This window comes from Streptomyces sp. NPDC058469, from assembly GCF_042721125.1.
Classification (GTDB): domain Bacteria; phylum Actinomycetota; class Actinomycetes; order Streptomycetales; family Streptomycetaceae; genus Streptomyces.
In genome coordinates, this window is the sequence record NZ_JBHXME010000083.1 from 24,473 (window position 1) to 45,577 (window position 21,105).

At 70.3% G+C, this 21,105-nt stretch carries 20 protein-coding genes; 13 read left to right on the plus strand and 7 right to left on the minus strand.

Features of this window, described 5'->3' with window-relative positions; genetic code table 11:
* Nucleotides 1-119: 119 nt before the first annotated feature.
* The 5 genes from ACFWP5_RS30220 to ACFWP5_RS30240 all read left to right on the plus strand — a co-directional run bounded on the left by ACFWP5_RS30220 (nucleotide 120) and on the right by ACFWP5_RS30240 (nucleotide 3,016).
* On the plus strand, nucleotides 120-308 hold the full coding sequence (locus ACFWP5_RS30220; protein WP_384163356.1) for a hypothetical protein: 189 nt from the start codon (nucleotides 120-122) through the stop codon (nucleotides 306-308).
* Nucleotides 305-628 (plus strand): hypothetical protein, encoded by a 324-nt coding sequence (locus ACFWP5_RS30225; RefSeq protein WP_384163359.1) that lies wholly within the window; start codon nucleotides 305-307, stop codon nucleotides 626-628. Before ACFWP5_RS30220 ends, ACFWP5_RS30225 begins: the two co-directional genes overlap by 4 nt.
* A gap of 154 nt (nucleotides 629-782) precedes the next feature.
* Entirely contained in the window at nucleotides 783-1,388 is a 606-nt protein-coding gene (locus tag ACFWP5_RS30230) for a hypothetical protein (protein ID WP_384163362.1), read from the plus strand.
* Between the two features lie 94 nt (nucleotides 1,389-1,482).
* Nucleotides 1,483-2,214, plus strand: a complete 732-nt coding sequence (locus tag ACFWP5_RS30235; protein ID WP_384163365.1) for a PH domain-containing protein — start codon at nucleotides 1,483-1,485, stop codon at nucleotides 2,212-2,214.
* Between the two features lie 55 nt (nucleotides 2,215-2,269).
* Nucleotides 2,270-3,016: a response regulator transcription factor gene (locus ACFWP5_RS30240; RefSeq protein ID WP_384163368.1), complete on the plus strand. Its 747-nt coding sequence runs from the start codon at nucleotides 2,270-2,272 to the stop codon at nucleotides 3,014-3,016.
* Between the two features lie 3 nt (nucleotides 3,017-3,019).
* On the opposite strand, the gene ACFWP5_RS30245 is transcribed toward ACFWP5_RS30240, so the two are convergent.
* Together ACFWP5_RS30245 and ACFWP5_RS30250 are read right to left on the minus strand one after the other, a co-directional pair.
* The gene (locus ACFWP5_RS30245; protein WP_384163371.1) at nucleotides 3,020-4,852 is read right to left on the minus strand and encodes an ABC transporter ATP-binding protein; all 1,833 of its coding nucleotides are present in this window, start codon (nucleotides 4,850-4,852) and stop codon (nucleotides 3,020-3,022) included.
* Between the two features lie 1,346 nt (nucleotides 4,853-6,198).
* A complete protein-coding gene (locus tag ACFWP5_RS30250) occupies nucleotides 6,199-8,004 on the minus strand; it encodes a bifunctional metallophosphatase/5'-nucleotidase (protein ID WP_384163374.1) in 1,806 nt (601 codons plus the stop codon).
* 146 nt (nucleotides 8,005-8,150) lie between these two features.
* Between ACFWP5_RS30250 and mshD the strand changes: the two genes are divergently transcribed.
* Nucleotides 8,151-9,080 (plus strand): mycothiol synthase, encoded by a 930-nt coding sequence (gene mshD / locus ACFWP5_RS30255; RefSeq protein WP_384163377.1) that lies wholly within the window; start codon nucleotides 8,151-8,153, stop codon nucleotides 9,078-9,080.
* A gap of 149 nt (nucleotides 9,081-9,229) precedes the next feature.
* Here the strand turns inward: mshD and ACFWP5_RS30260 are convergent, their stop codons facing one another.
* The 5 genes from ACFWP5_RS30260 to ACFWP5_RS30280 all read right to left on the minus strand — a co-directional run bounded on the left by ACFWP5_RS30260 (nucleotide 9,230) and on the right by ACFWP5_RS30280 (nucleotide 13,811).
* Nucleotides 9,230-9,928 carry an ABC transporter gene (locus tag ACFWP5_RS30260; protein WP_384163380.1) on the minus strand — a complete coding sequence of 233 codons (699 nt, stop codon included), beginning with the start codon at nucleotides 9,926-9,928 and terminating at the stop codon, nucleotides 9,230-9,232.
* A gap of 38 nt (nucleotides 9,929-9,966) precedes the next feature.
* Complete coding sequence (locus ACFWP5_RS30265) at nucleotides 9,967-11,499, minus strand: ABC transporter permease (RefSeq protein ID WP_384163383.1); 1,533 nt, start codon at nucleotides 11,497-11,499, stop codon at nucleotides 9,967-9,969.
* A complete protein-coding gene (locus ACFWP5_RS30270) occupies nucleotides 11,496-12,356 on the minus strand; it encodes an ABC transporter ATP-binding protein (RefSeq protein WP_384163385.1) in 861 nt (286 codons plus the stop codon). Before ACFWP5_RS30270 ends, ACFWP5_RS30265 begins: the two co-directional genes overlap by 4 nt.
* A gap of 76 nt (nucleotides 12,357-12,432) precedes the next feature.
* The gene (locus tag ACFWP5_RS30275) at nucleotides 12,433-13,272 is read right to left on the minus strand and encodes a zf-HC2 domain-containing protein (protein ID WP_384163388.1); all 840 of its coding nucleotides are present in this window, start codon (nucleotides 13,270-13,272) and stop codon (nucleotides 12,433-12,435) included.
* Complete coding sequence (locus tag ACFWP5_RS30280; RefSeq protein ID WP_327403021.1) at nucleotides 13,269-13,811, minus strand: RNA polymerase sigma factor; 543 nt, start codon at nucleotides 13,809-13,811, stop codon at nucleotides 13,269-13,271. The genes ACFWP5_RS30275 and ACFWP5_RS30280 overlap by 4 nt, the downstream gene beginning before the upstream one ends.
* A gap of 123 nt (nucleotides 13,812-13,934) precedes the next feature.
* On the opposite strand from ACFWP5_RS30280, the gene ACFWP5_RS30285 reads away from it, so the two are divergent.
* The 7 genes from ACFWP5_RS30285 to ACFWP5_RS30315 form a co-directional block, all read left to right on the plus strand.
* Nucleotides 13,935-14,318: a GntR family transcriptional regulator gene (locus tag ACFWP5_RS30285; protein ID WP_384163391.1), complete on the plus strand. Its 384-nt coding sequence runs from the start codon at nucleotides 13,935-13,937 to the stop codon at nucleotides 14,316-14,318.
* Nucleotides 14,318-15,199 carry an ABC transporter ATP-binding protein gene (locus ACFWP5_RS30290; protein WP_384163394.1) on the plus strand — a complete coding sequence of 294 codons (882 nt, stop codon included), beginning with the start codon at nucleotides 14,318-14,320 and terminating at the stop codon, nucleotides 15,197-15,199. Before ACFWP5_RS30285 ends, ACFWP5_RS30290 begins: the two co-directional genes overlap by 1 nt.
* 139 nt (nucleotides 15,200-15,338) lie before the next feature.
* Nucleotides 15,339-16,364 carry an ABC transporter permease gene (locus ACFWP5_RS30295; RefSeq protein ID WP_384163397.1) on the plus strand — a complete coding sequence of 342 codons (1,026 nt, stop codon included), beginning with the start codon at nucleotides 15,339-15,341 and terminating at the stop codon, nucleotides 16,362-16,364.
* Nucleotides 16,361-17,119 (plus strand): hypothetical protein, encoded by a 759-nt coding sequence (locus ACFWP5_RS30300; protein ID WP_384163400.1) that lies wholly within the window; start codon nucleotides 16,361-16,363, stop codon nucleotides 17,117-17,119. Before ACFWP5_RS30295 ends, ACFWP5_RS30300 begins: the two co-directional genes overlap by 4 nt.
* Nucleotides 17,116-18,060 carry a hypothetical protein gene (locus ACFWP5_RS30305; RefSeq protein WP_384163403.1) on the plus strand — a complete coding sequence of 315 codons (945 nt, stop codon included), beginning with the start codon at nucleotides 17,116-17,118 and terminating at the stop codon, nucleotides 18,058-18,060. Before ACFWP5_RS30300 ends, ACFWP5_RS30305 begins: the two co-directional genes overlap by 4 nt.
* A gap of 139 nt (nucleotides 18,061-18,199) precedes the next feature.
* Nucleotides 18,200-20,569, plus strand: coding sequence for an RNA degradosome polyphosphate kinase (locus ACFWP5_RS30310; protein ID WP_384163406.1), 2,370 nt, complete (start codon nucleotides 18,200-18,202; stop codon nucleotides 20,567-20,569).
* Nucleotides 20,550-21,105: CHAD domain-containing protein (locus tag ACFWP5_RS30315; protein WP_384163409.1), on the plus strand; the 556-nt coding region annotated here is incomplete at its 3' end. The genes ACFWP5_RS30310 and ACFWP5_RS30315, both read left to right, overlap by 20 nt.

A 21,105-nucleotide genomic window follows, 5' to 3' on the forward strand; every position in this document is an offset into this window, starting at 1 on the left:
CCTGGGCCCGCAGACAACGCCAACCCTCTTCCGCAGCGTACGCCGCACCGGTGACCATCGAGGCACGAACGGTAATCACCGCTCGTCAGGACCCCGGCAGGACAGAGGAGCGCCACGGAATGAGTGAACGCGTCGTAGGAATCTGGGAGTTACTGCTGATGGCACTCGTGCACGCCCTGCTTCCCTCGCAGCGCCGCGCTCGGCGCAAACGGCGACTTCAACGCCGGCGGCGACGCGCCCTCTGGCTCGCCGTGCACGGCATCGACGTCGGGCCCCGCCGTATCCACGGAGTGGTGGTGCGGGCATGAGCATCCCCAACAACATGAGCGTCCCCAACACCACGCGCGACGAACTGCGGTTGCTGCCCTGGACCACCCCCGACGGCAAGCCCTGTTACCTCAGCGCCGGCAGCCACGACAGCCGCCTCTCCCTCCTCGCCGATGACATCGAGTCGGCCCAACTCGACTCCGGGGAACAGGTGTTGGCCGGAGCCAAGGCCGTACTCGCCGACCCGAAGGCCGGCGAACGGGCCGTACGGTTCGCACTCACCAGGGCATCCGAATCCCTCGGCGACGTCCTCCGCATCGCCGTCAGCCGAGGCGAACGCATCCCGGAGTGCGAACGGTGACACCGAACCCGTCTCGTCCATTGACCTCGGGTCCCTTCATCGTCCCCGTCCGCGTGGAGAAGCCGATCCGCGAGACCACGGCCGACCCCCTCCGTCTCCTGACACCCCCAGTTCTCCGGCCTACCATCGACCCGTCCTACACGGGGGAGTTGTCATGGGCCAGGACGTGCACGAACGCGGCATCGAGCGGGAGTACGGCCGGCGAAGAACCTTCTCCGTCCCCTGGTGGCAGCTGGCCCTGAATGTGTTCATCGGGGGCATCCTCATCCTTCAGGCCACCGCGAACCCATATGTCTCCTCCCGGCGCCGGTACGAGATCGCGCTGCTGGTGGTCGTGCTGGTCAGGATCGTGCTGGATCTGCTCTACCGCCGACGAGGGCGCACGATCGTCGGCGCCCAGGGGATCACCGGCCGCGAAGCGCTGCGGACGGCCGACCGGACCTGGCACGACGTCTACGACATCCGGGCCGAGCTGAATCCGAACGGGCCTTTTGAGAACGCCGAGTGGACGACCTTCGCCTACGGCAGCGACGGCCGCAGAATGCGCCTCCCCTACTTCGACGACTGGCAACTCCCCGACTTCCACGCCGAACTCGCCGACCTGCGTGCCGCATCCGCGCAGCACCGGGGCATGGCCTGGGAGTTGCGACCCGAGGTGGAGGACCGGATACGGCGGCGTACGCGGGACCGCAAAGTCTGGGGCGTGGTGTGCATCGCAGCCGTCGTAGCCCTGTTCGCGGCGTTCGTGTTCCTGACGTAGCTCCCGCGAACCGGCCGGTGCCGGTGCCGGTGCCCCTGTGAAGCACAGCTCCCGACCTTAAGATCGTCCCCGACACAGGCTCTGGGGAGGGACGATGGGCGGGGACGGCGAGGACGACCGCGACGACGGGCGTGGGGTCGAGCGGGAGTACAGCAGGCAGAGGAAGGCGTCCCGGCGACGGCTCGTCGGCCTGTGGATCGTCCAAGGGAACTTCGTCCTGCAGATGGCGCGGCCCGACAGTGTCCCCGCCCGGTACAGGCTGCTCGCGGTTGTGCTCATGGCGATGCTGGGTGTCTGGGCGATTCTCGCCGTGCGGCGGGGGCGCACCACCGTGGGGGCCGACGGCGTCACCACCCGCGGAGCCTTCCGAGTGCGCAGGTGGGCCTGGCACGACATCTACGATCTCCGCGTCGAAGCCAACCCGGGCCAACGCAGCGCCGACCCCAGGTCGTTGACCTACCTCTACGACAACGACGGCCGCAGGGCACGCCTCCCCTACGTCGACGACTGGCAGCTCCCGGACCTCTGGGCCGAGGTCGCCGACCTGCACACCGCGAACGCCCGGCACCGGGGCATGACCTGGGAGCGGCGCCCGGCGGTCGAGGTGCGCATCCGCGAGCGGGCCGCGCAGCGCAAGGCCCGGCTGCGAGCGGTGCCCGGGACCGTGATCGTCTTCTTCGCCGCCTTTGCGTATCTGCTGTGGGAGGTGTTCACCGACGCCGATCCCCACCCCTTCCTCCTGCTCCTCTGCGTCCCCCTCACCGCGTACGCCCTCCTCGCCGCCTTCTTCCACTGGCGCAGCACCCGAGCCCCAGCCCACGCATAGCCCCCTACTAACTCTCTGCCAGCCCCAGCACAGCCCCCCGTCACACCGTGTTGAGATGGCGCGGAAGATTCTGCTGGCCGACGACGACGTGGACGTACGGGAAGGGCTCGGGCGGCTGCTCAGATTCGAGGGGTACGAGACCGTCCTCGCCGGGGACGGGCGTACCGCGCTCGATCTCCTCGGCGTATCTCTCGGCCTGTCCCTCGGCGTGCCGGACGATGCCGCCGCGCCGGACCTCGTGCTGATGGACGTCACCATGCCCGAGCTGGACGGGCTCGCCGCCACGCGGCGCATCCGGGCCTCCGGGTCCACTGTGCCGATCCTGATGATCACCGGGCGGGACGCAGTCGGCGACCGGATCGTCGCCCTCGACAACGGTGCCGACGACTACCTGAGCAAACCGTTCGCCGTGGAGGAACTCCTCGCCCGCGTACGGGCGTTGCTGCGTCGCAGTACCCAACACGCCTCGGCGGTCAACGTGTTGCCCGAGCTCGAACGGCTCGTCTTCCAGGATCTCGTCCTGGACCTGCGTACCCGTACCGTCACCCGTGGCGGCCGGCCGCTCGATCTCACCAGGACCGAATTCCTGTTGCTGGAGTACCTGTTGAGGCATCCGGGTGCCGCGCTCACCCGGTCCCAGATCCACCGGCACGTGTGGGGCTTCGACTTCGAGCCCGCGTCCAACACCCTCGACGTGTACGTCATGTACCTGCGCCGGAAACTGGAGAGCCGCGGCGAACCGCGGCTCATCCACACCGTGCGGGGGCTCGGGTACAGCCTCCGGGCGACTCCCTCCAGCTGATCCCTACTTGAGGGGCAGCCTCAGGATCATCGTCTCGTCCGGCGCCTGCGGCGGGACCTGGCGAAGGACCATCGTGTCGTCCAACCGCCGTCCCTCTATGGCCATTTCGGGCAACGGGCCCGCCAGGCGGGCGTACGCGCCGCGCCTTGCCACCAACTCCGCGTGCGTTCCCGTCTCCACCAGCCGTCCGCCCTCCACGACGATGATGCGGTCCGCGTCGGGGGCGAGACTCAGGTCGTGGGTGATCATGATGGTCGTACGGCCGGACATCAGGCGGCGGAGGGGCTGGATCACCTGGCGGGCGGCCACCGAGTCGAGGCCGGCGGTCGGTTCGTCCAGGACCAGGACCGGGGCCTCGCGGAGCATCGCCCTTGCGATCGCGATCCGTTGGAGCTGGCCGCCGGAGAGTGCCGCGGTGCCGGGGGCGATCTGAGTGTCGTAGCCCTGGGGAAGGGATGCGATGAAGTCGTGGGCTGCTGCCGATCGCGCGGCCCGTTCGATGTCCTCGTCCGTCGCGCCGGGGCGGCCGCACTCGATGTTCTCGCGGACCGTGCCGTTGAGGATGAGGGTCTGCTGGGGCAGCAACGCCACGTTCTCCCGCAGGAATTCGAGGGGTACGTCGCGGAGGGGGACGCCGTCCAGGCAGATCACGCCCGCCGAGGGATCGTAGAAGCGGGTGAGGAGTTTGGACAGGGTCGACTTGCCCGCTCCGCTCTCGCCCGTGATGATCACCAGCTCGCCCGGGTTCGCCCTGAAGGTGACGTCGTTGACCGAGTCACGGGTCGCGCCGGGGTAGGCGAAGGTCACGCCGTGGAAGCTGACCCAGCCGTGGACCGGCCAGGCGGGGACGGGTTCGCGGGGGTCGCCGACGGACGGGGTGGCGTCCAGGATCTCGTTGATGCGGGCGGCGCCGGCCGTGGCAGCGGTGAGGGTGAGGCCGAGTTGGCCGAGGTTGCGGACGGGCGGGTACAGGTAGCCGATGAAGGCCGCGAAGGCCAGGAGCGCGCCGAGGGTCATGCGGTCGGCGGAGATCTCCCACACCCCGAGGCCGATCACCGACAGGACGCAGAGGGTCTCGACGACCTCCACGAACTGCTCGTACATCTCGCTGAGCCGGGCACCGCGGACCGATGCCTTCATCCACGCGCGGGCTTCTACGTCGAGGCGCTTCTCCTCGTCCCGGCGGCGGTTGTACGCCTGGGTCAGCACGACGTTGCCCAGGGACTCCTCCACCACCGAGGTGATCGCGCCGTCGGCGACCCGCTCGTCCTGCGAGGCCTGCTTGATGCGGCCCGAGAAGCGGCGGGCGGCGAGGAGGAAGAGGGGGGCGAGGACGAAGGTGGCCAGGGCCAGGTCCCAGCGGAGGTACAGGGCTGCGCAGGCGTAGAACACGGCTGAAAACGCTGCCGAGATGGTGCCGACCACGCCGGACACGACCATCTGCTCGATGGCCTCGACGTCTCCGGTGAGGCGTTCGACGAGGTCGCCCTGGCGGTGCTTCTGGAAGAAGTGGGGCGGGAGGTCCTGGACGTGGCGGAAGACGTTCGCGCGCAGGCGCAGGACGAATCTCTCCGCGGTCCAGGTGGCGAGGGAGTTGCCGAAGTAGCCGACGAGCGCGCCCACTGCGGCGACGCCGAGCCAGGCCGTGGCCGGGCCCCAGAAGTCGGACAGCGAACCGGACTTGAGGGCGTTGTCGGTGAGGTCCGCGAACAGCAGGATCGCGGCGGTCTCGGAGAGCGCCGACGCCACGACGCACGCGATGATCACCGCGAGCCACTTGCGGTCACCGCGGGTCAGCGGCCAGAAACGGCGGAAGGCCTCGCGGGCTTCCCTCATGGTCAACAACTCCCTTCAGAGCAGGTCGAGTTCAGTAGACGGCCGAGGTGAGTCCATGGCCTGGACGTGGCCGAGGCGGGGCCACCGGAGCGAGTTCGCTCGCTAACCGGTGGCCCCGCCTCACGGTGCGCGGGATCAGCCCTTGTGGGCGACCGGGCGCTTCGGGGCGTGCTTCTTCGGCGCGGGCTTCTTGGGCGCCGGGGCGGGCTTGCGGGACTTCTTGACGGGGACGATCTTGTGGAAGCTCATGACGGGGTCCCTCCCGGTAAGTGCCGCGCTGATGCGGCGAGTTGTGGGGTACTGCGGGTGGTGCTGCGGGTGCTACGGGTGCTGCGGGTCTTCTACGGCCGGACCGGCGGCTTACTTGTGACCGACCGGACGACGCTTCGGGGCCGGAGCAGCCTTCTTCGGGGCCTTCTTGGGCGCCGGGGCGGGCTTGCGGGTCTTCTTGACCGGGGCGATCTTGTGGAAGCTCATGGTGGGTTCCCTCCCTGGGAGTGCCGCTCAGCTGCGGCTTGATACGAGGTGGTGCTGCGGGTGCTGCGGGTCTTCTACGGCCGGACCGGGGGCTTACTTGTGCCCCACGGGGCGGCGCTTCGGGGCCGCCGCCGGCTTCTTCGAAGGCTTCTTCTTCGGGGCAGGGGCGGGCTCGTGGGCCTTCTTCACCGGGGCGATCTTGTGGAAGCTCATGCCTGTGTCCCTCTCCGTCGCGGCTGCTGCCGGCTCTGCTGCGGTTCTGCAACAGTTCCTCTACCGATCTGCTGCAATTGCCTTTGAACTACTTCTGAATTACGTCTGTAAATTCTCTGTCAGCCCTTGTGGGCGACCGGGCGACGCTTCGGGGCGGGCTTCTTCGGCGCCGGCTTCTTGGGGGCCGGGGCGGGCTTGCGGGTCTGCTTGATGGGGTGAATCTTGTTGAAGCTCATGATTAATTTCCCTCCCTGGGAATTCTTATCTGCGGTTTACTGCGGCTGGCCCTGCGGCCGGTCCTGCGGCTTACTTGTGGCCGACCGGACGACGCTTCGGGGCCGGAGCAGCCTTCTTCGGGGCCTTCTTGGGCGCCGGGGCGGGCTTGTGGCTCTTCTTCACCGGGGCGATCTTGTGGAAGCTCATCGTGCTCTCCTTCGTCTTCTTGTCGTTTGCGCCGTTCGCTTTCGACATGGAAAACACTACTGGACTCCTGACGCAGGAAAAGCCTTTTCGCCTTAGACCTTCCTGAGCAATCCCTGTGGAACACTCTTATGGAATTTGCGGAACTGAACCCGGCCTTACACAGAATTTAGAACGGGAAAACGGAAAGGGGCTCGGCGCCGACCTACGGCACCGAGCCCCTGAGCGGGAAAGATCTACTGCACGACCGTGATCCGGTTCGCCGCCGGAGGCACGAGCGGGGTCGCCGCCGACGAGTTCGCCGTCAGGTAGTCCGCCAACGCGGTCAGGTCGTCCGTGCCGACCAGGTCGCCGGTGCCCTGTCCCAGCGTCGTGAAGCCGTCACCGCCGCCCGCGAGGAAGCTGTTCGTCGCGACGCGGTACGTGGCTGCCGGGTCGATCGCCCCGCCGTTGAGGCGGATGGAGTCGGTGACCACCCGGTCCGCGCCCGTCTTCGTCAGGTCCAGCGTGTACGTCAGCCCGGACGACACCTGGAGCACCTTCGGCGCCGCCGTGTTCGTGCCGCTCACCTGTTCCTTGAGCGCCTGGATCACCTGGGCACCCGTGAAGTCCTGGAGGTTCACCGTGTTCGCGAACGGCTGCACCGTGAAGCCCTCGGCGTACGTCACCACGCCGTCGCCCTCGGCACCCGAGGCCGTGTAGGTGAGCCCGCCGCGCACCCCGCCCGGGTTCATCAGCGCGAGGTCGGTCTCCGGGTCCAGCTTCTTGCCGTACGCGAGTTGGGCATCCGCGATGAGGTCGCCCATCGGGGACTCGGTGCCGGTGCTGTTGACGTCACCGGAGATGTAACCGATCGCGCGGTTGCCGATGGGAGCGGCGAGGGTGTTCCACTTGCCGATCAGGGAGGTCATGTCGGCGGCCTTGGGCACGGTCCGGGTGACCACGTGGTTCGCCGAGGTGACCGCCGTACGGGCGATGTCGTGGGTCCTGCGGTCGTACGTCAGCGTGGTGTCCGTGTAGAGGCGGCCGAAGGAGGACGCCGAAGTGACCATACGGGGCTTGCCACTTGGGTCGTCGATCGTGCAGACGTACGCGTTGTGGGTGTGGCCGGTGACGAGGGCGTCGACCGCCGGGGTGACGTTCTTCGCGATGTCGACGATCGGGCCGGAGATGCCGGAGCCCGAACCGGACGCGTCGCAGTCGTAGTTGTACGACGCGGAGGCCGGGAAGCCGCCCTCGTGGATCAGCGCGACGATCGACTGCACGCCCTGCTTCTGCAGCTCCTTGGCGTACTTGTTGATCGTCTCGACCTCGTCCTTGAACTTCAGGCCCTTGACGCCGTCCGCGGAGACGATGCCCGGGGTGCCCTCCAGGGTGACGCCGATGAAGCCGATCTTGACGTCCTTCTTCTTCCACACCCAATAGGGCTTCAGGATCGGCTTGTTGGTCTTCTCGCCGAGGACGTTGGCCGCGAGGTAGGGGAAGTCGGCGCCTTGGAACTTCTTGTCCGTGTAGCAGCCGTCGGTGGGGTGGCAGCCGCCGTTCTGGAGCCGCGCCAGCTCCTTGGCGCCCTCGTCGAACTCGTGGTTGCCGACCGAAGTGACGTCCAGGTCGAGCTTGTTGAGGGCCTCGATGGTCGGCTCGTCGTGGAACAGGCCCGAGATCAGCGGGGAGGCGCCGACCATGTCGCCGCCGGCCGCGGTGATCGAGTACGCGTTGCCCTTGCGGGCGTCCCGCAGATGCGTCGCGAGGTACTCGACGCCGCCCGCGTCGATCGTCTTCGTCGTGCCGTCCGCCTGGAGTTCGCTGACCCGGCCGGAGGAACCGGACGGCGGCTCCAGGTTGCCGTGCAGGTCGTTGAAGGAGAGGAGTTGTACGTCCTGGTAGCGGCTGGGCTTGTGCCCGTGGCCGCCGGGGTTGCCGTGGGCGTCGGCGGGCAGCGCGGCGGCCAACGCACCCGCCGTGGCGAGGCTCACGGTGGCGGCGAGGAGTGCGGCGGTACGGCGTCCGCGCGGGCGGTGCGGCTGGGTTGTGGCTGGCATGAGCCCCCCTGTGTGTCGGCTGAGAAGGTCACCACGTTCCGGCGCAGCCTAGGGTCAACGCGCGTAGCGCGGCAGGGGGTTCTTGGTTACATCCTGGTTTCTTCTTTGCCGCCACTTTGCTGGGGGATCGGCTTACCCTCATACCCATGACCAGCGACGACACCGTACGGCCCGCGCCCGGCTCCCGTTCCATCGAGACCTACTCCGCGCTCTCACCGGACCAGGGCGAGGCCGTCCTCGCGCTGATCGCCGAGGCCGCCAGGACCGACGGGCAGCCGGCGGTGTCCGAGCAGGGGCGGTTGCGGATCCGCGGGGGTGAGCGGGCCGGGGTCTCGCATCTGCTGCTGACCCTGGGCGACGAACTCGTGGGGTACGCGCAGTTGGAGGACACCGATCCGGTGGAGGCGCCGGCCGCCGAACTCGTCGTCCATCCCTCGCACCGGGGGCACGGGCACGGGCGGGCGCTCGGCGCCGCGCTGCTGGCCGCGTCGGGGAAGCGGCTGCGGGTGTGGGCGCACGGTGGGCATGCCGCCGCGCGTCATCTCGCGCAGGTTCTCGGGCTCACGATGTTCCGTGAACTCCGGCAGCTGCGGCGGCCGTTGACCGACCTGGAGCTGCCGGAGCCGGTTCTCTCCGAGGGTGTGACGGTACGGACTTTCGTGCCCGGTGTTGACGACGCGGCGTGGCTCGCCGTCAACGCCGCGGCCTTCGCCCACCACCCCGAGCAGGGTTCCCTCACCCAGCGGGACCTGGACGACCGTAAGTCCGAGTCGTGGTTCGACCCCGAGGGCTTCTTCCTGGCCGAGCGGGGTGACGAACTCGTCGGCTTCCACTGGACCAAGGTCCACGGGGAGGAGCGGTTGGGTGAGGTGTATGTGGTGGGGGTGTTGCCGGGTGCGCAGGGTGGGGGGCTGGGCAAGGCGCTGACGACGATCGGTCTACGGCATCTGGCCGCGCAGGGATTGCCTACGGCGATGCTGTACGTCGACGCGGACAACAAGGCGGCGGTGTCCGTGTATGAGCGGCTGGGGTTCACGACGTATGAGACGGACCTGATGTACCGGTCGGAGTCGTGAGGAGCGGCTCGGGGTCATGAGGCGCGGGTCGGGACGCTGAGGCGCGGGTCGGGACGCTGAGGTCCTGGGGGCTGCGCCCCCAGACCCCCATCGGCCCTGAAGGGGCCTCGTCCTCAAACGCCGGACGGGCTGAGTTTTGCCTGCCCTGGTCAAGAAGTAACCCTCGTCCTCCGCCCCAACAACCTCCTCCTCACCGGTTCTGGTCCGCACGCCGCCCACACCAGCCCCGCTCCCGCCAACACCATCGCCCAGTGGTCATGCCCCACACCCCACTGCTTCTCCGCCGGGGAGACGTACATCCCCCAGTCGTCGGGCAGTGCCAGGGGGGACACCAGGGCGATGACCAGGAAACCGGCGGCCACCCGTTGGCCCGGTTCCGGCTCGTCCGTGAAGCGGAGGGCCGTTGCGGCCGCCGCGAGGGAGAGGGTCGCCGCCGCTGCCGCCTCCAGGGTCATGTCGCCCACCGGAGGGCGGGCCTCAGACGGGATCAGCAGGACCGCCGCCGTCCACCACAGGACCGCGAACGGGGCCACCAGTGCCACCCGCAGGGTCGTGCGGAGGATGCGGCGGGTCGGTACCGAGGACGTCAGGTCGCGGGTCGGGTCGTCCAGGACGAAGGCCAGACCCAGGGCGAAGGTGAGCGCGGCGGCGCGCAGCGCGATGAGCGCGGACCACTGGTCCGGTTCGTCCGAGAGGAGTCGGGGCAGGGCCGCGATCAGCAGGGCCACCGCGCCGGTCGCGCCCAGCGCCCGTACCGGCAGGGCGCGTAGGACGGGTCGGATCAGCTGCGCCAACACCCTTGCCGTAGAAGGGAGTTGGGCGCCCCCGCGCTTCGTCGTTCCGCCCATCCGCTCGGCCTCCTCCCTCTCTTCCCTCCCCCTCGTCATCACTCGCACTTGTCAGCCCCACCGGGACCCTTGACGCCCAGCAGCTCGGCCACCCGTGCCGTCGTCACCTTCGGGGAAGTCAGTTCCGCCCAGTGCGCCTTCACCTTCGGGGTGACCGTGGACGGGCCCGCCGCGAGCAACTCCCTTACGACGCTGGTCTGTCCGGCCGTCATGGTCATTCCGTTGGTCGGCGACAGGACGGAGGCGGAGCCGGTCACGCTGTCGTCCAGGCGGACCGCGCGGAGCTCGGAGACCGGGTCGGACGTCCAGCCCAGGGCCAGCCACATGATGGTGACCATGCGGCCGTCGCACACGTCACCGCCGGCCTTCTCGTTCCCGAGGACCAGGACGGAGGCGACCGCGGCGGAGAACTCCGGTGTCCGGGGTCCGCCCCACATCGTGCGGACGGTCACCTGGTTCGGTGCGGTGGACGGGTCGATCGCGCCGTCGCCCTCCATGCCGTAGCGGGCCTCGACCCGTTGCCGTACGAGCAGCTTCTGTGTCTGTGCGGTGCCGCCCGCGAGGGACTGGACGTGGTCCGTGACGTCGGCCCATGTCTCCGTCCTGGGCGCCCACTCGGGGAACGCGCAGTACGTCGAGCGGCCGTGCCGGACGCAGGACTCGACCTTCTGTGGAGTGAGGGTGGCTTGGGTGCGGGCCGCGACCGTCTCCGACGAGACGCCGGCCGCCTGGCCGATTCCGCCGACCACGCCCAGGGCGACCGCGCCGGCCAGCGAGCCCGCCAGTACCGCCGTCGCCGTCTTCGTGCGGCCCTTGCTGATCAGCACCGCGAGCAGGGCGAGGGCCAGGACCAGGCCCGTCAGGTACAGGGAGTGCGAGGCGGCCGGGCGGCCGATCAGGTCGGAGGGGATCGTCTTGGTGCTGGCCACGCCGACGACCGGGGTCAGCCAGGCCGTGGCACCGTCGCCGCCGAACGAGACCGGCACGAGGACGGAGAACACGAGGAGCAGGACCGCGGCCACCGGGATCGCGAACGGCTTCGGCACCAGCCTCGCCATCAGCAGGCCGATCGCCCCGCAGAGCAGCACGCACAGGGGGCCCACCAGCAGCTCGCCCACCGAACCGTTGCCCACCGCCGTCGACTTGACCGCCTGCCAGCCGAACTGGGCCGCCACGCCCAGCGCGACGAGTCCGGTCACCGGCAGGATCGACAGCGCGTGGGCTGCCGTACGGCGCCACGGTTCGAGGACCAGGACCCCGAACAGCCGCTCGGTGTCGTGCCGTTGGGAGCGCAGTACGGCCTGGTTGACGCAGAGCAGGACCGCGAAGCCGACCAGCAGCGGGCCCGTCTGGGTGGCGCGGTCGACGTCCTGGAGGGCCGGATAGCCGTACCAGGCGCCCTTGGTACGCCACACGATCCAGGCGACGTAGGCCGCCAGCATGAACAGCACCGGGATGCGGAGCAGGAGTTTGCGTGACTCGAAGCGGGCCAGGGCGAAGATCGCCGACCATGACTGGCGGGCGGATGCCGTGCGTGTCTCGGCGGGGGTCCGGGTCAGTACGGTGCTCATGCCGTCGCCTCCGCGTGCATGCCGTCGAGGGTGAGCAAGTAGCCGTCCTCCAGGGTGGGTTCGACGAGTTCGGCGCCGGCCGGCGGGTCGCCCACGTTGCGGAAGACGCCGAGGCCGGTGCGCCAGCCCGCCTTAGCGTCGGGGTCCCGTTCCGAGCTGCTCCACACGCGGCCCGCGGCCCGTGCGGTGAGTTCGGCCGGGGTGCCGTCGAAGCGGACGCGGCCGGCGGCCATGACGACGACGCGGTGGCAGAGCATCGCCACGTCCTCGGTCTGGTGGGTGGACAGGAGAACCGTTCGCCCCTCCCCCGCGCGGGCGATCAACTCCCTGAAGCGCATGCGCTGTTCGGGGTCCAGGCCGACCGTCGGCTCGTCCAGGACCAGGAAGCCCGGGTCGCCCACCAGCGCCGCCGCGAGCGCGACCCGCTGGCGCATACCGCCGGACAGCTTCTTGATGCGCTTGCCGCGTACATCCGACAGATCGACCTCGGCGAGTACCCGCCGTACCTCGTTGTGCCGGGCGGTGCGGTCGGTCAACTCCTTGAGGATCGCGACGTAGTCGACGAAGTCGAAGGCCGAGAAGTCGGGGTGGAAGCCCGGCGTCTGCGGGAGATAGCCGAGCACGCGCCGGGTCTCCTGGCGGCCGGCGGGCGTGCGGGGGTCGTGGCCGAGGACGGTGAAGGCGCCCTCGTCGGCGGGGACCGCGGTGGCCAGCACCCTCAACAGGGTTGTCTTTCCCGCCCCGTTGGGGCCCAGCAGGCCGGTGACGCCTTCGGTGAGCCGCAGCGACACGTCGTCGAGGGCGGTCGTCAGGCCGTAGCGCAGGCTGAGCCCGGCCGCGGAGACGGTGGTGGTCATGACGTACTCCAGTCAGGAAGAAGTCGTAGAGAGTCGTAGAGAGTCGTAGAGAAGAGAAGAAAGTGCGCGAACGCCGTCACGCCGTGTGGCGGAAGGTCGCGGTCCTCGTGTCGAAGCGGTCGCGGGCCAGGTAGAGGAGGCCCGCGGCGAGGACCGCCACCGCTGCGGCCACCGTCTGGCCGGTCGCGGTGAACGGGGCGAGCGTGCCGCCGTGCGTCGCCCGCCCGTGGGCCACCAGCAGCAGGGCGGTCCAGGCCGCGCCGACCGTGCCGGGGGCGAGGACCGGGCCGAGTCGCGGGGTCAGCGCGAGGCTCGTCGAGGTGAGGGCGAGCGCGGGCAGCAGCCAGGCCAGGGCGGCGAGGCCGTATCCGGGCAGGGCCAGGGTCGCGAGGCCGTTGAGGCCAAGTCCCGCCACCAGTACGGCGGTCGTGCGGATCATCAGGAGCTTGAAGCCGTGCATCGGCGCCACGACGGTCATCTCGTAGGTCGGGTCGAGCACCGGGCCGTACGCCATCGCCACTCCCGCGAGCGGCAGCAGCGGGGCGAGGGCGAGGAAGACGTTGGGCGACGCGACGTCCGACGCGTCGGTCACCAGGACCGTCATCACGAGCAGCAGGGCCACCGCGCTCAGCCATGAGCGGCGCAGCACCGGTGTCGCCGCGAGCAGCCGTGCCGTGTGGTCGGCGACGCCGATCCGCACGAGCAGTGACTCCACCAACCCCCTTTTGGGCGCGTCGAGTTCGGCGTCGAGCCGTTCCCAGCCCGTGTCCAGTGCCACCGGGTCGGTGACCTCCGCCAGCAGGGCTCGGCACTCGGCACAGTTCGCGATGTGGGTGTCGGCGGACCAGAGCATGGGCGGTGCCAACTCGCCCCGCGCATAGGCGCGTACGTCGTCTTCGGCCACATGCCAGGTCATGCCAGCTCCTCCCGCAGTTGCTTACGGGCCCGCATGGCCCGTGTCTTGACCGTGCCGGCCGGGATGCCCAGCAGCACGGCCGCCTCCCGGGTGGTCAGCCCGTCGATCACGGTGGCCTGGAGGACCGCCCGCAACTCCGGCGAGAGCCGGACCAGCGCGCCGGCGAGGTCCCCGTGCTCCACCCCCGCGAGCACGCGCTCCTCCGCCGACGCCTCGTCCCGGTGCCGCAGCCGCGCCAGCGCCTGCCGCAGCCGGCCGCGCGCCCCGTCGCCGCGCAGCACGTCGATCAGCCGCCGCGACCCGATCCGCCACAGCCACCCGGCCACATCCCCGTCCTCCCGGTAGCGCGCACTGCCCCGCCACACCGCGAGAAACGTCTCCTGTACGACGTCGTCGACCATCCCGGCGTCGGCGCACCGGCCGCGCAGCCGCGCGGTCAGCCACGGCGCGTACCGCCGGTACAGCTCCTCGAACGCGCGCCGGTCGCCGTCCGCCGCGATGGCCCGCAGCAGCTCCCCGTCGCTTCCCGTATCGCTCACGTCTCCTCATCGCACGAGCCCCGCCGATCGGTTCACGGACCGGCAGGTGGATCTGTCTTGACTTTCTCAGCCATCTTGCACCACCCTTTCACTACTCAATTAGTGAAAGGGTGGTGGAACCCAGTGGTCGAGTACCGCATCGACCGGCACAGCGGCGTGGCCACCTATGTACAGATCGTCCAGCAGACCAAGCAGGCGCTGCACCTGGGAATGCTGGAGCCGGGCGACAAGCTGCCCACGGCCCGCGAGGTCGTCGAGGCCACCGCGATCAACCCGAACACCGTCCTTAAGGCCTACCGCGAGCTGGAGCGCGAGGGACTGGTCGAGGCCCGCCGCGGCATCGGCACCTTCGTCCGCCGCGGGCTGAGCACCACCCCCGCGGACTCGCCCCTGCGCACCGAACTCGACGCGTGGGCCGAGCGGGCCCGGTCCGCCGGATTAGGCCGGGACGACGTCGCCGCGCTCTTCACCGCCGTACTCGAAAAGCACTTCCAAGGAGAAGACTGATGACAGGCACCGCCGCGATAGAGGCCGCCGCTCTCGGCAAGCGGTTCGGCCGGCGGGGAGGGTGGGCCCTGCGGGACTGCGCCTTCCGGCTGCCCGCCGGACGCGTCTGCGCGGTCGTGGGGCCGAACGGCGCGGGCAAGTCCACGCTCCTCGCCCTGGCCGCCGGACTGCTCGCCCCCACCGAGGGCGCGATATCCGTCCTGGGCACCACGCCGGGCGCGGCCCGCGAGCGGGTCGCCTACGTCGCGCAGGACAAGCCCCTCTATCCGCAGCTCACCGTCGCCGAGACGCTGCGCATGGGCGCCGACCTGAACACCGACCGCTGGGACGCCTCCGTCGCCCAACGCGTCGTAGCCGACGGGGACTTGAACCCGAAGTCCCGCATCCGCACGCTCTCCGGCGGTCAGTGCACCCGCGTCGCGCTCGCCCTCGCGCTGGCCAAGCGGCCCGAACTGCTGCTCCTGGACGAGCCGATGGCCGACCTGGACCCGCTGGCCCGGCACGAGATGATGGGCATCCTCATGGCGCAGGCCGCCGAGTCCGGCACCACGATCGTGATGTCCTCGCACGTGGTGGCCGAACTGGAGGACTCCTGCGACCACTTGCTGCTGATCGGCGGCGGCCGGGTCCGCCTCGCCGGTGAGATCGACGACCTGCTCGCCGCACACGTCCGGGTGTCCGCGCCCGCACAGACGGTCCTCGCCCCGCACCCGGTCGTCGAGTCCCGCACCACCGGCCGCCAGCTCACCGCGCTGCTCCGCCCGTTGGCCCCACTCGACACCGACTGGCACATCAGCAAGCCCTCCCTGGAGGAGCTGGTCCTCTCCTACCTGCGCAACCCCGAGGCCTCCAGCACCACGACCCCGGAGACCATCGCGTGACCGCCCGCCCCTCCCCGCTCCCGACCCTGCACCTTCTGGAGGCTGGGGTCTCTTCTAACCATTCATGCGCTATGACAGTGGTTAGATTCGCCCCCAGCCTCCAGCAACCACCCACCCCCAACACCCCGGAGACCGCCGTATGACCGCCCTCGCCACACCGCCGGTCACCGGTCGCCGGAACGGATCACCGCCGCACCTGCTCCGCTGGCTGCTCCGCCTGCACCGCCCGGCCCTGCTGGTCTGGGCGGCACTCGCGATCGTCGTCGCCGGCCTCCTCCTCTGGCTCGGCGGCCCGCTCACCGACGCGTCGGCCGAGGCCTGGCGGCAGTACAACGCCTGCAAGGTGGAGAGCTGCGCGCACGACGTGAGCGCGATCGGCCGCTACAAGGACTGGTACACCTACACGACCATCGCCGTCGCCGCCGTCCCCTTCCTGGTCGCCGCCTGGTCCGGCGCCACGCTGACCAGTCGCGAACTGGAGAACGGCACCGCGCAGTTGGCCTGGACCCAGTCGGTCTCCCCGGCCCGCTGGCTCGCCGCCAAGCTCGCCGTCCCGGCCGTCCTGATCGCCGTCGGCTCCGGGCTGCTCGTCGGCCTCCACCACTGGGCCTGGTCGACGGGCCAGGGCCGGATCGACACCGCCAAGAGCTGGTACGACATCGGCACCTACGCCGCCAACGGCACGGCCACCGCCGCCATGGCCCTGGCCGCCCTGGTGATCGGCGCCTTCTTCGGCCTGCTCAAGCGCAACTCCCTCGGCTCACTGGTCGGTTCGCTGTGCGGCACGGGGTTGCTGTGGAGCCTCATGGCCATCGCCACGCCCCACCTCTGGCCCACCGTCACCAAGCTCAGCAGCCTCAAGAACAACGTCCCGGCCGGCTCCGGCATCGTCGTCAACCAGGGCCTGGTCACCTCCACCGGCAAGCACATCTCCGGCCACGTGTGCGGAAGCAGCACGTACGAGCCGTGCCGGACCGGCTACGCCAAGCTCGACGCCGTCAGCTACTACAACGACTACCACCCCCAATCCCACTACTGGCCCCTCCAGTTGACTGCGACCGCGATCATCCTCGCCGTCACCGCCGCCCTCACCGTGGCCGCGTTCCGACTCCTCAAGCGCCAGACCGGTCCGACGGCGCCCGCACGTAAGGCAGCCACCGTATGACCGCCCTTGCCATGAGCCCCACCGCCCGACCGCAGCGCGCCGTACTGCGCCTGCACCGCCCGGCGTTGACCGTGTGGGGCGCGTTCCAACTGCTCGTCGTGGGCGCGCTGTTGTGGGTGCACCTGTTTCGGGCGCCGGCCGCGCGGGAGGACCACTTCGCCTCGTACTTCGTCCTCACCGACGTCAACAACATCATGAACTTCCTTGGCGAGGTGCTCAGTTACGTCTCCGTAGCCGTCGCGGCCTGGGCGGGCGCCGCCTTGACCGGCCGCGAACTGGAGTCCGGCACCGCCCGGTTGGCCTGGACCCAGTCCGTCACCCCGGCCCGCTGGCTGACCGCCAAGCTCACCGCGGCCGCCGTCCCCCTGACCGCCGGCACCACGCTGCTCGCCCTGCTCTTCGCCTGGATCTGGACCACCGACCAGGACGTCCTGGTCACCAACTGGTCCTGGGACCGCGTCCTCGTCCCCGCCGGCCCGATGTCCGTGGCCCTGGTCCTCTTCGCCCTGGCCGTCGGCACCCTCGCCGGAGTCGCCCTCGGCCGCGCGCTGCCCGCGCTCGCGGTGGCCGCCGGGATCACCTACGCGGCCCGCTACTTCTTCGGCCGCAAGTGGGACAACATCTGGCCCGACCGCCACTTCTGGCCGGTCCAGCTCACGGCGACGGCCGTGCTCCTCGCCCTCACCGCACTCGCCGTAGTGGCCGCGTTCGCGCTGCTCGGACGCCGTACGGACATCAAGGGAGCCGCCGTATGACCGCCCTGGCCACCGCCCCGACGGCCCGCATCCGCGCGGCCGGCCCCGTCCACGCGGTGCTGCGGCTGCAGCGCGGTGTGCTGATCATGTGGGCGGTGATCTTCACCGTCACCGCCGGCGCCCTGCTGTGGGCCTACGGCCCCGGAGGGAACGCCGCCGCGGCCGACTGGAAGCGCAAGTGCTCCGTCCACGGGTGCGACTGGAGCGCCCCGATCACCAACTACCACCTGGCCTACGCGGGCGCCGAGTTCGTGATCGGCTTCATCCCGTACCTCGCCGCGCTCCTGGCGGCCGCGGTCGTCGGCCGCGAGTCGGAGAACGGCACCGCACGGCTCGCCTGGACGCAGGGCATCTCCCCGACCCGCTGGCTCGCCACCACCCTCGCCGTGCCCGCCGCGCTGATCACCGCCGGCTCCGCCGTCCTCGTCCTGCTGCACCGGCTGCTGTACGACGCCCACCAGGTGCCGGTCAGCTGGAACTGGTGGAACGAGGAGACCTTCGCCCCCAACGGCACCCTCGCCATCGTCCTGCCCCTGCTGGGCCTCGCCGCCGGCGCCCTCGCGGGCCTGCTCCAGCGCCGCGTCCTGACCTCGATGGGCCTCGCGTTCGCCGCCACCGCACTCGCCCTCACCACCCTCGGCTTCGCCCGCCCGCACCTGTGGCCCTGGGCGACCAGCACCGGCAACGACTACGAGACACCGCGCAACGTCCTCTTCGGCGACGGGGGCGCCGTCACCTCCACCGGCGCCCACATCGCGGACCCGATGTGCCGCGACAGCGTGGCGTGCCTGAAGGCCCACGACGTCACCGGCTTCTACAGCGAGTACCACCCCGCCTCCCACTTCTGGCCCCTCCAGCTCGTGGAGACCGGCATCGCCCTGGCCGTCACCGCCCTCGTCCTCGCCGCCGCCTTCGCCATCCTGCGCCGCCGCACGGCCTGACCGGTTCCCCCCTCCCCGCGGCTCCCAGGCATCCGTTACGTTCGTTTCCGTGCCGTAGACGTCCGGGAGCCGCCCCCCGATATCCCGCACGCCATGTCGCCGTAACCATCGGTTCAGACGGGCTTGCGACGCTCGGCCAATGAAGCCCGTCGTGCCAGAGCCTTCGCCGCCTCCCGAGGTGAACGGGGAAAACGGGGACGCTCATCTCGCCCTCGTGCTCCCCCCTGCGCTCTCCGACGCGCCTGTATCACCGGTGGCGCGGAAGAATGGGGCCATGAGCAGCCAGCCCAACGCCCAGGCACCGATCCAGCACGCGCAGCCCTCCGTGGGCTCCATAGCCGCGCACCGCCCGCACACCGTGTCGGCGGCGGTCTCCGATCTGGAACCCGACATCGACGCCGACCTCGACGAGTACGAGGAGTCGCCGTACGACGGGCCCCAGCTGCCGCAGGGCCGCTTCCTGGACCGGGAGCGCAGCTGGCTCGCGTTCAACGAGCGGGTCCTGGAGCTGGCCGAGGACCCGAACACGCCCCTGCTCGAACGGGCGAACTTCCTCGCGATCTTCGCCAGCAACCTGGACGAGTTCTTCATGGTCCGGGTGGCCGGTCTGAAGCGCCGTATCGCCACCGGTGTCGCCACCCGCTCCGCGTCCGGCCTGCAGCCGCGCGAGGTGCTGGAGATGATCTGGGCGCGCTCGCGCGAGCTGATGGCCCGGCACGCCGCCTGCTACCACGAGGACATCGCCCCCGCGCTGGCGGAGGAGGGCATCCACCTGGTCCGCTGGAACGAGCTGACCGAGAAGGAACAGGCCCGCCTCTTCACACTGTTCCGGCACCAGATCTTCCCGGTGCTGACCCCGCTGGCCGTCGACCCCGCGCACCCCTTCCCGTACATATCGGGGCTCTCGCTGAACCTCGCGGTCGTCGTACGGAACCCGGTCACCGGCCACCGCCACTTCGCGCGCGTCAAGGTGCCGCCGCTGCTCTCCCGCTTCCTGGAGTCCTCCCCGGGCCGGTACGTCCCTCTTGAGGACGTCATCGCCGCCCATCTGGAGGAACTCTTCCCGGGCATGGAGATCCTGGAGCACCACGCGTTCCGGCTGACCCGCAACGAGGATCTCGAAGTAGAGGAGGACGACGCCGAGAACCTGCTCCAGGCCCTGGAGAAGGAGCTCATGCGGCGCCGCTTCGGGCCGCCGGTGCGCCTGGAGGTCGAGGAGTCCATCGACCGCGAGGTGCTCGACCTGCTGGTGCGCGAGCTGAAGATCAGCGAGGCCGAGGTGTACCCGCTGCCGGGTCCTCTCGACCTGACCGGCCTGTTCCGCATCGGCTCGCTCGACCGGCCCGAGCTGAAGTACCAGAAGTTCATCGCGGGCACCCACCGCGACCTCGCCGAGGTCGAGTCGGCGTCCGCGGCGGACATCTTCGCGTCCCTGCGCACCCGGGACGTACTGCTGCACCACCCCTACGACTCCTTCTCCACGTCGGTGCAGGCGTTCCTCCAGCAGGCCGCGGAGGACGACGACGTCCTCGCCATCAAGCAGACCCTGTACCGGACCTCGGGCGACTCACCGATCGTGGACGCGCTGATCGACGCGGCCGAGGCCGGCAAGCAGGTCCTCGTCCTGGTCGAGATCAAGGCCCGCTTCGACGAGCACGCCAACATCAAGTGGGCGCGCAAGCTGGAGGAGGCCGGCTGCCATGTCGTCTACGGCCTGGTCGGTCTGAAGACCCACTGCAAGCTCTCGCTCGTCGTCCGCCAGGAGGGCGACACGCTCCGCCGCTACAGCCATGTCGGCACCGGCAACTACCACCCGAAGACGGCCCGCCTCTACGAGGACCTCGGCCTGCTGACGTCGGACCCCCAGGTCGGCGCCGACCTCTCGGACCTCTTCAACCGGCTGTCCGGCTACTCGCGCCGCGAGACCTACCGCCGGCTGCTGGTCGCCCCCAAGTCCCTGCGCGACGGCCTGATCGCCCGGATCAACAAGGAGGTCCAGCACCACCGTGCCGGGCGCCCCGCGTTCATCCGCATCAAGGTCAACTCGATGGTGGACGAGGCGATCATCGACTCGCTCTACCGCGCGTCCCAGGCGGGCGTCCCGGTCGACGTGTGGGTCCGCGGCATCTGCGCGGTCCGGCCCGGCGTCCCCGGCCTGTCCGAGAACATCCGCGTACGGTCCATCCTCGGCCGCTTCCTCGAACACTCCCGCGTCTTCGCCTTCGGCAACGGAGGCGAGCCCGAGGTGTGGATCGGCAGCGCCGACATGATGCACCGCAACCTCGACCGCCGTATCGAGGCCCTGGTCAGGCTCACCGATCCGGCCCACCGGGCCTCCATCAACCGGATGCTGGAGACCGGGATGTCGGACACCACCTCCTCCTGGCACCTGGGCCCGGACGGCGAGTGGACCCGGCACGCGACCGACGCGGAGGGCCAGCCCCTGCGCAACGTCCAGGAGATGCTCATAGACGCCCGGAGGCGCCGGCGTGGCACAGCAACACCTTGACCCGACGGATCCCGCGGCCGCGCCCGTGACAGGTGACGCCCTCGCGGGCTACCTGAGGGCCCAGGCCACGGAGTTCCTCCGCGCCCTGCGGCTGCACCGGGAGACCGGCAACGGGCAGAGCGGCACGGAGGACTCGGTCGACGCGGCGCGCGCCCTGCGCCACTCGGCCCGCCGGATCAGCGGCAGCCTGCACACCTTCCGTCCGCTGCTGGACGCCGACTGGTCCGAGGAGATGCGCCCCGAACTGGCGTGGCTGTCGGGCACGTTGGCGCTGGAGCACGCGTGCGCGGCCCGGCTGGAGCGGCTGCTGCTGGCGCTGCACCGGCTGTCGGGTTCGACGGCGTTCCCCGCGCAGTCGGTGGCCTCGGCGGTGGGCGGCCGGGTCACCGGCGCGGGCCGGGGCGTCCCGTCCCCCGCCACGGCCGTCGGCGCCCGCGGACCGGCCGCATCCCCTACGGCCACCGCCGAGCGCGGCAGCCTCACCGTGGGCGCGGCGAAGGCGGGCGCCCTGCTGGAGCGCCAGCTCACCCTGGCCC

Bases quoted from the DNA above. Each gene is read 5' to 3' on its own strand.
- ACFWP5_RS30220 (WP_384163356.1), top strand. From the start codon at position 120: ATGAGTGAACGCGTCGTAGGAATCTGGGAGTTACTGCTGATGGCACTC.
- ACFWP5_RS30225 (WP_384163359.1), top strand. From the start codon at position 305: ATGAGCATCCCCAACAACATGAGCGTCCCCAACACCACGCGCGACGAA.
- ACFWP5_RS30230 (WP_384163362.1), top strand. From the start codon at position 783: ATGGGCCAGGACGTGCACGAACGCGGCATCGAGCGGGAGTACGGCCGG.
- ACFWP5_RS30235 (WP_384163365.1), top strand. From the start codon at position 1,483: ATGGGCGGGGACGGCGAGGACGACCGCGACGACGGGCGTGGGGTCGAG.
- ACFWP5_RS30240 (WP_384163368.1), top strand. From the start codon at position 2,270: ATGGCGCGGAAGATTCTGCTGGCCGACGACGACGTGGACGTACGGGAA.
- ACFWP5_RS30245 (WP_384163371.1), bottom strand. From the start codon at position 4,852: ATGAGGGAAGCCCGCGAGGCCTTCCGCCGTTTCTGGCCGCTGACCCGC.
- ACFWP5_RS30250 (WP_384163374.1), bottom strand. From the start codon at position 8,004: ATGCCAGCCACAACCCAGCCGCACCGCCCGCGCGGACGCCGTACCGCC.
- mshD (WP_384163377.1), top strand. From the start codon at position 8,151: ATGACCAGCGACGACACCGTACGGCCCGCGCCCGGCTCCCGTTCCATC.
- ACFWP5_RS30260 (WP_384163380.1), bottom strand. From the start codon at position 9,928: ATGGGCGGAACGACGAAGCGCGGGGGCGCCCAACTCCCTTCTACGGCA.
- ACFWP5_RS30265 (WP_384163383.1), bottom strand. From the start codon at position 11,499: ATGAGCACCGTACTGACCCGGACCCCCGCCGAGACACGCACGGCATCC.
- ACFWP5_RS30270 (WP_384163385.1), bottom strand. From the start codon at position 12,356: ATGACCACCACCGTCTCCGCGGCCGGGCTCAGCCTGCGCTACGGCCTG.
- ACFWP5_RS30275 (WP_384163388.1), bottom strand. From the start codon at position 13,272: ATGACCTGGCATGTGGCCGAAGACGACGTACGCGCCTATGCGCGGGGC.
- ACFWP5_RS30290 (WP_384163394.1), top strand. From the start codon at position 14,318: ATGACAGGCACCGCCGCGATAGAGGCCGCCGCTCTCGGCAAGCGGTTC.
- ACFWP5_RS30295 (WP_384163397.1), top strand. From the start codon at position 15,339: ATGACCGCCCTCGCCACACCGCCGGTCACCGGTCGCCGGAACGGATCA.
- ACFWP5_RS30300 (WP_384163400.1), top strand. From the start codon at position 16,361: ATGACCGCCCTTGCCATGAGCCCCACCGCCCGACCGCAGCGCGCCGTA.
- ACFWP5_RS30305 (WP_384163403.1), top strand. From the start codon at position 17,116: ATGACCGCCCTGGCCACCGCCCCGACGGCCCGCATCCGCGCGGCCGGC.
- ACFWP5_RS30310 (WP_384163406.1), top strand. From the start codon at position 18,200: ATGAAGCCCGTCGTGCCAGAGCCTTCGCCGCCTCCCGAGGTGAACGGG.